General features: G+C 43.1%; 16 protein-coding genes and 1 pseudogene. 11 read left to right on the forward strand and 6 right to left on the reverse strand.

Annotated elements, in window-relative coordinates:
- Positions 1 to 131 precede the first annotated feature (131 nt).
- The 8 genes from MFF31_RS09665 to MFF31_RS09695 all read left to right on the forward strand — a co-directional run bounded on the left by MFF31_RS09665 (position 132) and on the right by MFF31_RS09695 (position 6,093).
- Positions 132 to 1,118, forward strand: a complete 987-nt coding sequence (locus MFF31_RS09665; protein WP_238187800.1) for a helical backbone metal receptor — start codon at positions 132 to 134, stop codon at positions 1,116 to 1,118.
- Positions 1,118 to 2,131: a FecCD family ABC transporter permease gene (locus MFF31_RS09670; RefSeq protein ID WP_238187801.1), complete on the forward strand. Its 1,014-nt coding sequence runs from the start codon at positions 1,118 to 1,120 to the stop codon at positions 2,129 to 2,131. Before MFF31_RS09665 ends, MFF31_RS09670 begins: the two co-directional genes overlap by 1 nt.
- A gap of 1 nt (position 2,132) precedes the next feature.
- A complete protein-coding gene (locus MFF31_RS09675) occupies positions 2,133 to 2,948 on the forward strand; it encodes an ABC transporter ATP-binding protein (RefSeq protein WP_238187802.1) in 816 nt (271 codons plus the stop codon).
- Positions 2,929 to 3,438 (forward strand): HugZ family pyridoxamine 5'-phosphate oxidase, encoded by a 510-nt coding sequence (locus tag MFF31_RS09680; protein ID WP_238187803.1) that lies wholly within the window; start codon positions 2,929 to 2,931, stop codon positions 3,436 to 3,438. Before MFF31_RS09675 ends, MFF31_RS09680 begins: the two co-directional genes overlap by 20 nt.
- The gene (locus MFF31_RS09685; protein WP_248565442.1) at positions 3,410 to 3,922 is read left to right on the forward strand and encodes a DinB family protein; all 513 of its coding nucleotides are present in this window, start codon (positions 3,410 to 3,412) and stop codon (positions 3,920 to 3,922) included. The genes MFF31_RS09680 and MFF31_RS09685 overlap by 29 nt, the downstream gene beginning before the upstream one ends.
- 150 nt (positions 3,923 to 4,072) lie before the next feature.
- A complete protein-coding gene (locus MFF31_RS09690; RefSeq protein ID WP_375541284.1) occupies positions 4,073 to 4,447 on the forward strand; it encodes an MmcQ/YjbR family DNA-binding protein in 375 nt (124 codons plus the stop codon).
- A gap of 343 nt (positions 4,448 to 4,790) precedes the next feature.
- Positions 4,791 to 4,898 (forward strand): DUF6444 domain-containing protein, encoded by a 108-nt coding sequence (locus MFF31_RS25400; RefSeq protein WP_375541309.1) that lies wholly within the window; start codon positions 4,791 to 4,793, stop codon positions 4,896 to 4,898.
- A gap of 157 nt (positions 4,899 to 5,055) precedes the next feature.
- On the forward strand, positions 5,056 to 6,093 hold the full coding sequence (locus MFF31_RS09695; RefSeq protein WP_238187806.1) for a hypothetical protein: 1,038 nt from the start codon (positions 5,056 to 5,058) through the stop codon (positions 6,091 to 6,093).
- A 114-nt stretch (positions 6,094 to 6,207) separates the two neighbouring features.
- Here the strand turns inward: MFF31_RS09695 and MFF31_RS09700 are convergent, their stop codons facing one another.
- From MFF31_RS09700 to MFF31_RS09720, 6 genes and pseudogenes are all read right to left on the reverse strand, one after another.
- Positions 6,208 to 6,387, reverse strand: a complete 180-nt coding sequence (locus MFF31_RS09700) for a hypothetical protein (RefSeq protein ID WP_238187807.1) — start codon at positions 6,385 to 6,387, stop codon at positions 6,208 to 6,210.
- Positions 6,388 to 6,893: 506 nt separating this feature from the next.
- Positions 6,894 to 7,085 (reverse strand): hypothetical protein, encoded by a 192-nt coding sequence (locus MFF31_RS09705; RefSeq protein WP_238187808.1) that lies wholly within the window; start codon positions 7,083 to 7,085, stop codon positions 6,894 to 6,896.
- A gap of 265 nt (positions 7,086 to 7,350) precedes the next feature.
- Positions 7,351 to 7,680: pseudogene (locus tag MFF31_RS25405) on the reverse strand (transposase); the annotation flags it as partial.
- A gap of 165 nt (positions 7,681 to 7,845) precedes the next feature.
- Positions 7,846 to 8,052 (reverse strand): hypothetical protein, encoded by a 207-nt coding sequence (locus MFF31_RS09710; RefSeq protein WP_238187809.1) that lies wholly within the window; start codon positions 8,050 to 8,052, stop codon positions 7,846 to 7,848.
- A gap of 379 nt (positions 8,053 to 8,431) precedes the next feature.
- Positions 8,432 to 9,883 (reverse strand): SLC13 family permease, encoded by a 1,452-nt coding sequence (locus MFF31_RS09715; protein ID WP_375541310.1) that lies wholly within the window; start codon positions 9,881 to 9,883, stop codon positions 8,432 to 8,434.
- Between the two features lie 53 nt (positions 9,884 to 9,936).
- A complete protein-coding gene (locus tag MFF31_RS09720; RefSeq protein WP_238187811.1) occupies positions 9,937 to 11,118 on the reverse strand; it encodes a glycerate kinase family protein in 1,182 nt (393 codons plus the stop codon).
- Between the two features lie 272 nt (positions 11,119 to 11,390).
- Here MFF31_RS09720 and MFF31_RS09725 point away from each other — a divergent pair, with 272 nt between their 5' ends.
- The 3 genes from MFF31_RS09725 to MFF31_RS09735 all read left to right on the forward strand — a co-directional run bounded on the left by MFF31_RS09725 (position 11,391) and on the right by MFF31_RS09735 (position 13,279).
- Entirely contained in the window at positions 11,391 to 11,849 is a 459-nt protein-coding gene (locus MFF31_RS09725; RefSeq protein WP_238188554.1) for a LytTR family DNA-binding domain-containing protein, read from the forward strand.
- Positions 11,839 to 12,249, forward strand: a complete 411-nt coding sequence (locus tag MFF31_RS09730; protein ID WP_238187812.1) for a DUF3021 domain-containing protein — start codon at positions 11,839 to 11,841, stop codon at positions 12,247 to 12,249. Before MFF31_RS09725 ends, MFF31_RS09730 begins: the two co-directional genes overlap by 11 nt.
- 109 nt (positions 12,250 to 12,358) lie before the next feature.
- A complete protein-coding gene (locus MFF31_RS09735; RefSeq protein WP_238187813.1) occupies positions 12,359 to 13,279 on the forward strand; it encodes an ABC transporter ATP-binding protein in 921 nt (306 codons plus the stop codon).
- Positions 13,280 to 13,303: the final 24 nt, after the last annotated feature.

Here is a 13,303-nt window from a genome sequence, read left to right on the forward strand (position 1 = left end):
GATCTTCAAATGGGAGGTTATGGGGTGAAAGGGATTGATCATTTGTAATTTATTTCTATTGATAATAATAATCATTCTATCTATAATGATAATCAGTATCAATAAAGACAACATACATTGGGGGCAACATCATGAAATCAGCTAGTTGGAAAACAGGAATTATCGTACTTATGCTTGCGTTAACAGTCGCATGTGGTAACAATACAGGAATAAACGGCGGAACTGCTTCACCTGAACCTACAAAAGCTCCACAAGAAGAGAATGCAGGGAAAGAAACAGTTAGTTTGGTTGACGAGAAAAAAGTAGAAGAGTTGCTTGCGCAGTTTGAGAACAAGTCTCCATCGAAAGCGGTAACAATGTCTGTTTCACTTACAGAGTTATTTGATGTACTGGGCGTAGCACCTATAGGTGTGCCTACGACAAAGAGCACATTACCTGCAGCGTTCGATGCAATTCCGCGTGTAGGTTCTTCACATCAGCCGGATATTGAAGCAATTGCTGGTTTGCAGCCTGATGTTGTTATTGGACCATCTTCCATCAAAGATAATCTAGAGAAGCAATTCGTATCGGCGAAGCTGTCGACAGCTTATCTGCCTTCTGATTCCTTGGATGAGTTAAAGTTGTCTGCAACTGTACTGGGCAAATTGTTTAACAAAGAAGCAGAAGCTAAGGCATATATCGAGAAGTTTAATACGGACGAAAAGGCGGCTATTGCTGCAGTAGAAGGCAAAACAGCTCCTAGCGTCATGATCCTTTTCGGATCTGCTGAATCTTTGATGCTAATGAACGAAAAAACATTTGTAGGAAGCTTAGTGGAAAACTTGGGCGGTACTAACGTTGTAACGGATGTCTTGAAATCGACTGAAACGTACACGCCAATGGATATGGAAAATGTAGTTACAGCTAACCCGGATATTATTTTGCTAGTTGCACATGGTGATCCGACTGCAGTAGCAAAGAAATTTGAAGAAGACGTTAAAACTAACGGCGCATGGGATAAGCTTAATGCATTCAAAAATGATAAGTTGATCTCCCTAGATTACAGCTTGTTCGGTATCGCTTCATTGCCGAAAGCAGTTACTGCGTACACTGAGCTAGCGGGGATTATGTATAAATAATGACGAACCAATCAGAGGCTAATGACAGCAAAGGAAGAGGCAAGATTGCGCTTACTGTTATTGTTGCTATACTGCTGACTCTGGCTGCTTTAGTCGCGATCGGGATAGGCAGTGTGCATTTTCCAATAACGGAGACGTTTAACACGATCATTGGGCAAGGAGATGAGCGCTCGACAACTATTCTTTGGGATATACGGGTTCCAAGGGTGTTGCTCGCACTCATTATCGGAGCAAATCTAGCAGCATCAGGTGCATTACTGCAAGCGGTTATGCAAAATCCGCTCGCTGATCCCGGATTGACAGGGGTATCGAGTGGAGCTGCTGTGTCCGTATTGTTCATCATGTTAGTTGTGCCAGGTTACTCTGCATTTATTCCGCTTGCGGCTATCGTAGGCGGAGGAATTGCCGCAATAATGGTTTATGCGATGGCTTGGAAGAAGGTTGGAGGCTTTACGCCAATCCGCATTATTTTGTCCGGTGTAGCAGTCAATGCAGTGTTCGGCGGAATAATTGGATTATTGTCTATTCTCTATAGTGATCAACTGCCGTCGGCATTGCAATGGCTGAATGGCAGCTTGAATGGAAAAGGTATGGATGACGTATTCGCCATTCTTCCGTATTCCATCTTAGGCTGGATCGCAGCTATTTTATGTATTCGGAAGGCGAATATATTGCGGTTGGGAGAACAAACTGCCCACAACTTAGGACAAAATATGAATCAAACCAGATTCTTATTGTCACTAGTTGCTGTTTATTTGGCAGCAGTATCCGTATCGACAGTCGGTCTTGTAGGCTTCGTTGGATTAGTTGTTCCGCATATTGCCCGCTTGCTCATAGGGACAAATTATAAATATAGCTTGCCTCTAGGCCTGCTGCTTGGCGCTCTTATCTTACTAGTTGCTGATACTGTAGGACGAACAATGTTTAGTCCGCTGCAAATCCCGTCGGGTATTGTAATGGCGATGATAGGCGGCCCGTACTTCTTATATCTCATGCGAAAGGGAGGAGCATAATATGCTACAAATACAATCCTTAGGCATCAGCTATGCAGATCGAACGATTGTGAAGGACTTCTCGCTGGAGGTTAATGAAGGAGAGGTCGTCTCTATTGTTGGTCCGAACGGATCGGGTAAGTCGACCATTTTGAAAGGAATATCGAAGTTGATTCCTTGCCAGAGTGGAACGGTATGTATTGCTAACCAAGGGCTGGAGACGCTAAGTGCAAAACAGCGTTCCCAGCTTATGTGTATGTTATGCCAATCCAATAGCAGCCCTGCTGATATGACGGTAGAGGAACTAGTCGGATACGGACGAATTCCACATAAGAAATGGTATGAGCAGTTAACGACTGAAGATAAAGAGATTGTAGAATGGGCGCTTCATCATACGAAAATGCTCGATTACAGAAAGCGGTTAGTTGTATCTTTGTCAGGCGGGGAAGCTCAGCGCGCATGGCTTGCGATGGCTTTGGCACAGCGCCCGAAGGTGCTTTTATTGGATGAGCCGACTACGTTTCTTGATATCGGTCATCAATTAGAGGTGTTGGAGCTTGTTCGTGAGCTAAATCACGAGCTTAATCTTACGATTGTAATGGTTCTGCATGATCTCAATCATGCCAGTGCATATAGCGATAAAGTATGTGTCATTAAAGAAGGCAACAAATATGTGTACGGTAAGCCGAAGGAAGTATTTACAACGGAGCTTATTCGAAGTGTCTATGGGGTAGAAACAGAAATAGAGTATGATAAATATGATCAGACTCCACGCATTCATATTTTGAGGAAAATAAGAGAAGAAAGAAGGGATATCCTTGAAAACACTGGATCTTGATGCGATCAAGTCACAATATCTAGCATTCACGGAGAGTGTAAAGACGGTTATGCTGAGCACTGCAAGTGTAGATGGCAAGCCGTTTGTTTCGTATGCTCCTTTCGTTAAGCACAATGGTAAGGTGTACATTTATATTAGCCGTATTGCGAACCATTTCCGCTATCTTGAAGAGAAGCCAGATGTAGACGTCATGCTTATTGAGGATGAAGCGAGCACAGCGAATTTATTCGCACGTCAGCGTGCTAGATTTGTAGGAATTGCTGTAAATGTCGGCAACGAAGGATACCCAGAAGTGTTCGAGAAGTTCGAGGAGCGCTTTGGCAAAAACTTAGTCGGCATGTTGCGGGGGCTAGATTTCTCCTTATTCGAGCTAACTTTGTCAGAAGGTCGTTACGTTGTAGGTTTTGGTCAAGCGTACGACATTGACTTACCAGGCGACCGCTTCGATCATGTTTCAAGAGATGGACATACCGCTGGAACGAAAAAGTAGAGGGAGTGAAGTTGAGATGACGTTTTCTACTGTATTGCCGATATGGGAAGCAATTCAGAGTCGTTTTCACAAAATGGTAAAAGGATTGCCAGAAGGGGACTTAGTTCTGCAAATCGGACCAGCTTCCATTGGATATATGTTGCGACATAATGCGGAAGTTGAGTACATGTTCGCAGATTGGTTCTTTGGTTATCCAATGCCGTCTGAGCTTGAGGTTGTAACGAACCGTGGACCAGGAGGCGGGAAGAACAAGCCTACATTTACAAATTTGGATGAGCTGGTTGCACTGCTCGAAGCGTCAAATAGCTACTTAATTGAAGCGATGCGTAGCCTACCCGATGAGAAATGGCATCAGTCTGTAGAAACTCCGATGGGGCCATCTACTCCAATTGAAGCAATTGGCCGCTTGATGTACCATACGGGCATTCATGCTGGTCAAATTTCGTTGATCCAAAAGAATGCACCTGCTGTTGAAGCGAAGTAATCTGCTTCGTTATACATGATGGCGTAACATTGCACCGTAGAACAGGTAAGTTGCCATATGTTCCATCTTCGTGTAAAAAGAAGAGTAGAAACCCTGTAATTGATGGGTATCTACTCTCTTTGTTTTGATAGGGAAAGGAGCTTGATGTACATGCAGACGAAACAAGAACTTACAAATCATTGTATGACTTATAGAGGAGCTGTAGAGGACTATCCATTCGGTCCCGAGCCTCTTGTAATGAAAGTTGGCGGAAAGATGTTTGCCATCATCGGAGTTAACGGAAGTATGGCGAACATATCGCTGAAATGTGAGCCGCACATGGCAGAGTTGCTGCGCTTGGAGCATGAGGCAGTGCAGCCTGGATATCATTTGAACAAAAAGCATTGGAACACAGTCACAATGGATGGCACCGTACCAGATGCTGAGCTCATATCGATGATTGATCACTCTTACGAACTTGTCGTTAAGAGTTTAACGAAGGCGCAGCGGACAGCTATTGCAGGAGCGGAAATCCTTCCCTCATAAACGGATATTGTCAAATGAGATGAGCGCCTTTAAGGGCGTTTTTTCGTCGTGTAACGTTTCTTTTATAATGATAGAAACTTAGTTATCATGATAAGTCTGCTTGATAAATCGCTACTATGTAGGTCTCTCTAAAGATAGAATTTTTTGATTTTAGAATAGTTTCCATTTATGTTCGTCGAAAGGATATAGAAATGGGTAGTGAAAGCTGCCTGACAGACGGAACTATCCGATTAACAAGTGCATACAAATTTGCAAAAGCGATTAGGAAATCGGGGGTTACTTTCATGCTATATTACGCAGAAGTAGAAAATAAACTGCATTGGTTGGGAAGTAAGTCAAATGCATTAAACAATTAGATGAACGTATACATGAGTTTGAGCACAAGCGTGGACAAAATAGTAACAATAGCAGCAATCCACCCTCTGGCGAAGGATTTCGTAAACCTAGCTAGACATAAGTAGTAACTTATTTTCTATGATCATTAAACAATTAAATACAAATTTCTACAAATGTAAATGTTATAAATCCAGTTCATTTATACTATATAAATACAATTATTCAAAACTTATAATAAATATGTTAGTAAATATTAGGAGGTGTAATTTAATATGATTAAGAAAAGGCACGTAGTTTCTTTATTGAGCATCACCGCAATTATCGCCGCTGTGTCGTCCATATCTGCATCCCCAGCTACTGAAACGCAAGTTATTTCTCCGCTTGCGCTCTATTCGTCCCACGTGGTTCAACTCTATGAAAATAAGATTCAAGACCCCGTGGGCAAAATCGTAAAGTATCACCCTTCCAATGTTAAGCCGCTGATTGTAGAACAAACTAAAAGTCACCGTCGTGAACTGACTCCGAAAGAGAATGAAGCGAGGCGAGCAAAAATTGATAGCTACTTCTCTCGCATTGCTACCGGGCAAGAATCAAAATATACAAAAGAATTCTTTGACTTCTTAGAGGAAAATGAGTTGGTTTACTATGAGCTGGGGAAACAGGCTTCGCCTCTTGATGGTGGTATTATGCCATTAAGCACAACGTCTGACATATCGGTAAACACACCATTTGGCTCATATGATTCCGTTAATGGCTGGTACGAAATATGGGGTGGTTTTAATTTCGTCAACGACACTGCATGGTGGAATGAAGCTAGAAACTATTGGGGATTTGCAAATCCGACTGGTAATATTGGTGGATCAGACACGGTTGGCATTAACCTCGATGGCGGTACTAATGGGGCAGCGTTAAAATCTGCCACTATGCAACCAATCTATCGTGATGCACCCGGCAACTTTAACGGTGGAATAAAGGGGCAATATTCTGCACCTGCAGTTACAACTCGGGTAGGTGGCCTTAGTAGTAATACTGGTGGAATGTTTATGTTCCAAGACAAAAGTGTTGGCTTCGGTTTGGGTTCGGACGGTTATGCCAAGTACGCAAATAATTTCGGGTCAGGGGCAGTCAAACTTTCTTATGACAGCAGATTCGCCGCTGCTACTGGTAATGCAGCCACTTATTACGTCCACACATGGGATAAAGCAACGATTACTGGGATTACAGCAAATTCGAATGGAACGTTCGCCATTACTGTAGCAAATTCGCAATATGCCACTCCAACAATGGTCAGTCTTGATTACAGCTACTAATTTAAAACAAGAAGGGGCTGTCTCAAAATTGAACTGGACCCCGTCAAGTAGACAGCAAAAATATTAAAAACCGTTTAGCGGCCTTTGTCCCGAATTCTATTGGACTTAGGCCTTTTAATTTTGCTTGTAATCGATTGTAATAAGCTGCTCAAGCTGGATGAGGTCATTTTTCTTAGCGGCAGTGATTGTCACCTTATCCGGTATAACATCATGTTCACCGACAAATGCCAGTCGCATATGGAGTTTAATACCCGCTTTCGTCTTGCGAAACGTTGCCCATTTGTACGTATGCAAGAACAGAGCCACCGTTAACGAGTCGATAATCTTAATCGCATGGCGATGAGTCGGGGCGTGTTATTTTGTGAAAATCCGTTTGACGAGACGCTCGAACACCTACTGGAGTAGCTCTGGATTCACCTGTTTGTGCTTACGACTGAGCTGTGTTTGCGAGATGGACGTGAGTCCCAGTTGAAAATGGATATGAGATAAGGAAGTGAAAGCTGCCAAGGTTGTCTGCTCAAAGTTGCTTGTACAAAGCACCAAAGAATCGGGAAGAAGTGCCTGCATTACAAGCATAAAGCCCCTGAGAAACCTAGGAGCGTGGAAGGATACACGCTCCTAGGTTCAACGAATGATTGCACCGGAGATTGTGTTTGGGCAAATGAAAAATAACCGAGGATTCAGACGTTCTCTGCTTCAGGCCCGCCGAAAGTAAGCCTAGAGATCGGATGGCTTTACTATCCTAGTAAGTGAAAAGATCTATTTTTGAGACAGTCCCTACTTTGAAAAAACAAAGCCAATTATTTTTTTTTTACTAGCTTATATAACAAGAAAGCAATCAACCAAGGAAGAATGTACATAGTAATCCATTCAAATCTTTTTATTACTTCCGTGAGATCTCCACCGTCATGAATTGTCGAATAAATAATTACACCTAAGAAGAAAACAGCGATAATAGCAGAAGAAATATATAATACATTTAATTTCGTCATTTTGAAAACCTCCCGAATTGCTTTAAATCCATATATTATTCAAGTAGTAACATAAAGTGGATCTCGGCTAGTTTCACAGTCTTACAATAACATATCTCATACCTCCCTACCACCCTAATTGATACTAACATATTAGAACATTTCATAGATCCCCATAGATTAAACAGCATAAATGAGCATAGCAACTGAATTGCACGTTCTAATACACATAAGCACTTTAGAATCTTTCTAGAATAAATAGACTGGATCTATGTAAAAATAGTAGTCACAATTTTGAGTTAACGATTAAGTAATCTTCTTCTTTTTGGAAGAGTGTAGCAAAGCGGACTGGTGTTAAATAGCCAAGCGAGCCATGAATTCGCTTGCGGTTGTAAAAGAACTTGATGTATTGAAAAATGTCATTGTATGCCTGTTGCTTCGTTTGTAACTTGACACAGTAAACCAATTTTTTAAGAATACTTTGAAAGGACTCTATACAAATATTATCGTAGCAATTCCCTTTACGACTCATGCTGGCTGTCATTTTATATGCAATTAGCTTCTCGCAGTAATCTGTTGACGCATATTGTGATCCTCGATCCGAATGGTGGAGTCGTCCTTGAGGGCAAGGAATGTAGCTAATATTGGTTCCCTACACTTTATTTATTTTCTCTGTAGCAAACTGCCGGTTCAATAGATTAGTTGCAATTGGCTGCTTATGGTTGGAATCGGTTGTTGTCACTCTATATTTTTTTGAGACGTAGGAGTGTAAACCTAACTCTTACATATAGGTGCTGTTCGTTCGCTCACAAGTTTTAATCCCTTCTAGGGACAGCATGTACGATATTTTGGGACTGCCATTGCTATACCGTCCAAGGTTATCATGATAATGGTACGTAATTCGCTCCAGAACAAATGCCTTATGCTGTTCCTGCTGGCTTGTTTCAGCGTGTAACCACTTGTAGTAAACGCTTTGTGAAACGTTCATGACTTCGCACATCTTCTCCATTCGAAACTGAGAGTGATAATCTTCGATAAATTAGAACCTCAGTTCCTTGGTTTGCTGAAGATGTGCATGGCGTTTTTAAGGTCGCTAATCCCTCTATTAAGTCTTCGATCTCAAGTTCTTGCTATTGAATCTGCTTTTCATTTTGATGGATACTCAATTCTGAAGCGTGCCTGTAGGAATATTTAGTTCTTCTGTGATCTGCGGAATTATTATCATTTGCTCCTGCACGTATCTAACTGTTTGCTCTTTAAATTAATCATTGTACCGCTGTCTTTTTTCACACATACTGCACACCTCTTCTTTTAGATATATTTATTATAGCTAACCTTCCAGATGATGGATGAGCCGTTTACCCTTGCTACAATTCAAGCCCCGTCCACTGCCAGTATCCGTAATAAAATCCTATCATTAATAGCGCATGAAGTACGATGAGTACTGCACTTAATCGCAACAAGTCACGAGGTGCAAATGTTTCGGTTTCCAATTCCTGAAAGAGAAGGAGTGCCTTCGAACTTACAGGGAACGTTAAGCAATAGTCCATACCAACGGTACCGATAAACAGAACTGCAATTGGGTTCAGCTCTAGAGCGGATGCCAAGTAAAGTAATGGTGGCACCATAACGACAGCACGTGTTGTATGTGAAGTCATGTAAATGTGAGAGGTCAGAGATAATATAATGACGGCGACCAGAACTGCAAATGTTGATTGCCCATTTAAAGACTGGGTAGCGGCAAAGAGAGAATCTTTAATCCAATTCGATGCACCAGAATCGATAAGCGACTGACCTATTGCCAATGCTGCCCCGACGAATACGATCAAATTCCAGGATACGTGCTTGAGTCCTTCCTTCCAAGTGATGACACCGAGCCTAGGCATCGTCAATACTAATACACCTAATATAGTAATCATGGCAATATCTAATCCGTGCAACGATTCAGTTAGCCAGCCGACGATCATAACGAAGACGATGCCAATTGTTCTCTTTTCTGAATTGGAGAAGGATGTTTGCGAAGTAGAATTTCCGGCTAGTCCAACCTCCATTTTTATAGCATCTGTATTTACAGAGCTAAGTCGCTGCTCTTTAGATAGAAATAGCCTTAGCAACACCCAGCAAGAGCAATAGCTGGATACAATTCCGAATGGCAATCCCCACAAGATCCATTGAAGAAATGATATGTTTTCACCGGAAAACTGTTTGAGCAAATCTACTGCAATGAGATGGGAACCAGCTCCGATCAGTGTGGACACGGATGAAACGAGAATAATCATTGGCATTAGCAATGCTAACGCCTTTACAATCTTTGAATCATTGATGTATCCAGCCAAGCTGCGGAACACAGGAAGTGTCACAGATGCCCGTCCTGACGTGGATGGAATGAATAGAGCGAGCGGCTGAAGGGCAGTCGCGAGCAACCAGAATAGGCCCCCGACGGTCTTCGCTCTGAGCAGCAAAGCCAGCGTCAATCTTCCAGCAAGGCCAGTTACTTGCAGAGCCCCGCCGAGTATAAACGTACCGATCATTAACCAAACGATATCGGAAGATAAGGAATCGAATAATAGCTCTTGCGTACCGCCGCCTAGCAAAATAATAAAGGAAACAGTGCAGATAGCAACATAGGCGGTATTAATAGAAGTTGTTGTCCAAAGAATAGTAGCCATTCCTAATGCAAAGAGAGTAATTCTTCCGTTCGTAGAGAGAGCGGCGGGAATTTGGACAGCTATAGCGAGCACGATAAATAGCAACAAAGGTAGGCGGTACTTTCGCACCCAATCTCGAAGCCATGAAGAGAGCGTCGTACTCGGCGGCATTGTTGAACACAATTCTGTCCACGAACGCCGGACGAAGCTTTTTATCATTCCGGTCATGAAGCGTGATCCTCGCTCATCATACTGACTCCAAGTCGATAGCCAACAAGGATTGTCCGCATAGCACTCTCTGAGCTATCCGTTAACCATTCCTCTGCCAGTAGAAAAGCTTCTTCTAACGTAGATGGCGCCTGCAAAATACTTGTATAAGCATCAATGCCGCAGTCATAATTGACCCGTGCATCCTTGCCAATTGTACCTGCGAAGGCAAAGACGGGAATACCCCGCTTTTTCGCTTTGGATGCGACTTCCGATGGGATTTTGCCATGTGGAGTCTGATGATCAATGCTTCCTTCAGCCGTAAATACGAGGTCGCAATGTTGCAGAACTTCATCGAGGTTCATATATTGCGCGATAATATCGTAACGAGAATGCAGCTTAGCGCCGAGCAGAGCCTTCAAGCCCGCTCCTAGTCCACCTGATGCGCCGCAGCCTGGGGCTTGGCGTACATCTAGTCCGATATCTCGTTCGATGACATCAGCATAACGCTCCAAAGCGGCCTCCAATTCATGCACCTGTTCAGGAGAAGCACCCTTCTGTGGGCCAAACACTCGTGCAACTCCTTTTGGACCACATAGTCGGTTATGCCAATTACAAGCTACATCGATTGGTACATGCTGCAATCTAGGGTCTAAGCCTGATAGATCGATCTGATCCAATTGAAGCAAACCAATTGCACCACGTTTTATAATCTCGTTTCCACTATCATCAAGAAGCCGAGCACCGAGTGCTTGCGCCATCCCAACTCCACCATCCGACGTACCCGAGTCACCACAGCCTAGTAGAATACGCTCCGCACCAAGATCCAGTGCTGCACGGATCATCTCACCAACGCCGTATGTTGTAGTTAAGGCTGGGTTACGCATTGTGCGGGGCACATGTTTAAGCCCCGCAGCAGCAGCCATTTCGAGTACAGCAGTGCGTGGTCCATCACCTCCAAGAAAGCCAAAGATGGCTTCAAGCGGTTCTCCGACAGGCCCCGTTACCGTACGATGTACGAGCTGCCCGGATGTAATTCGAACGAGCGTTTCTGCGAAGCCTTCTCCTCCGTCAACCATTGGAAGCGATACGATCGTCGCTTCTGGCAAAACCCTTTTAATACCCTTCTCTATACAATGTGCAGTTCGTTCTGCATTCAAACTTTCTTTAAATCCCGACGGGATCACAACAATTCTCATCTCACATTCTCCTCTCAATCGTTAGCGTCACACATGTGGAATACTTTTCCTTTGATATGTGATTATTCTAAAGGTCAATTCCGAGAACGCCATGAGAGTCAGATTAGAAAATGATGAGAGAGGGGATCTTCCATTCTCATTGTTTTAAACTTTCATATACATCTCTTGAGATATTTTATTATCTAGTGCTGAACTTTCGGACCTAGTGGTATGATCAATAACAAGTGGTTTAAATTGGTACTTAACAAGTGTGGGGGGAAGGACTATTGAAGGTGCAAATTGACATCAAAGATCACTTTGACGAGACGGTGATCACCATACAAGCGAAGGAATGGACGGAAGAGTTAGCTGCTTTAGTGAAGAAAATACAAAGCCCAACAGCTAAACGGCTTGTAGGTATGGAAGAAGATCGTTCGGTGCTGCTGGAGCTAGGGGACATCGATTATGTATTTGCCGAAAATCGCAAAGTGTTTGCGTCTATGAACCGGAAAAATATTGAGCTTAAGATGAAGCTCTATGAAATAGAAGAATTGCTAGCTCCGCATCAATTTATGAGATTTTCGAAATCGGTTATCGGTAACTTGGATAAAATCGAACGGTTTGAATTATCGTTTAACGGTAATTTATGCGTGTACTTCAAATCAGGAAGCAAGGAATATGTGTCGCGTCCCTATGTGTCACAAATGAAAAAGAGAGTCATATTAGGAGGGGGCGGCAAAGATGGCGAGTAAAATATTTGTACGAATAATGATCGGATTGGGCTGCTCTGCAATTAACACCTTCGTTACATTAACGATACTTTTGCTGAATGATATTAACGTCCAGGTAGGGCAATTATGGGTGAATATGTTAGCCAGTATAATAATAGGTACTTTCTTTGGAGTCGCATCTTTTATTTTCGATTATGAACGATGGAGTCCACTTAAAGCGACTGTTATTCATTTTTTTCTGTCTATTATCGTATTTTTTCCTGTAGCAATAAGTGTAGGATGGTTTCCTTTGAAGCTGAGGCCGCTCCTTCTTGGGTTAGTTATGTTTATAGTCATTTATGCGATCTTTTGGCTGGCGATGTACTATTACTTCAAGAAGCAGACGGAAGCATTAAATGCATCCGTAAAGGACAGATTTTAGTGAGTTGATACGCTATTTATGGAAGTTCATCCGGAATTGAACACAAAGTTAGCGCGGAGAAGTCATACTAAGGCAATACAGACGATTGAAATCGAGAGGGAGATAGCTCATGTCTTACATCCTGAAGGTTGAAAATGTAGTTAAAAGCTATAACGGGAACCCAGCTCTCCGAGGTGTTGATCTGCATGTGCGTGAAGGAAGCTGCTTCGGCTTGCTAGGTCCGAATGGCGCAGGTAAATCTACGATGATGAAGATTATGACAGGCATTCTGACCCCGGATCAAGGAGAAATTGAGTTGTTTGGCAAGAGTATTCGTAAGGAGAGTGCAGCGATAAGCCGTCAAGTAGGGTACGTACCACAGGAAATAACCCTTTATGAGAAGCTTAGCGCTTGGCAGAATCTTACGTTCTTTGGAAAGATGTATGGCGTTCGTGGAGAGAAGCTTAAGGAGCGCATGAAGCGTGTTCTTGGGCAAGTGGGTTTATTGGAGCGGGCGGGTGATGCTGTAGGCTCTTACTCGGGTGGAATGAAGAGACGAATTAATATAGCTGCTTCGCTGCTGCATGAGCCGAAGCTCGTTATTCTCGATGAACCTACTGTAGGAATTGACCCACAATCAAGAAATCATATTTTCGAAATGATACGGGGACTGCAACGAGATGGTGTAACGGTCATTTACTCCACGCATTACATGGAGGAGGTTGAAGCGTTATGCGATGAGGTTGCGATTATCGATCATGGTGCAATCGTCTCGCAAGGTGGGCTACGAGAACTACTGGAGCTCCATGCGATCAAAGCGGTGTATATAGAGACAGAAGGAATGGTTGCAGCTCCTTCCATTAATGGAGCCTCGCATGTTAGGCAAGAAGGAGCAGGCTGGATAGTGGAATGCGAGCGACCGATGGAGATGCTTGGGCAACTTTCAAGACAATACGCAAGTTCTGGGAGAGCTGTAAGAGCGCTGGAGCTAATGAAGCCTTCACTGGACAGTGTATTTCTGAAGCTAACGGGGACTAAGCTGAGAGATTAAAGGGAAATAGCGAGGTGAACATTT

Origin of the sequence: Paenibacillus sp. L3-i20, from assembly GCF_022180385.2 — a bacterium.
GTDB lineage: Bacteria > Bacillota > Bacilli > Paenibacillales > Paenibacillaceae > Pristimantibacillus.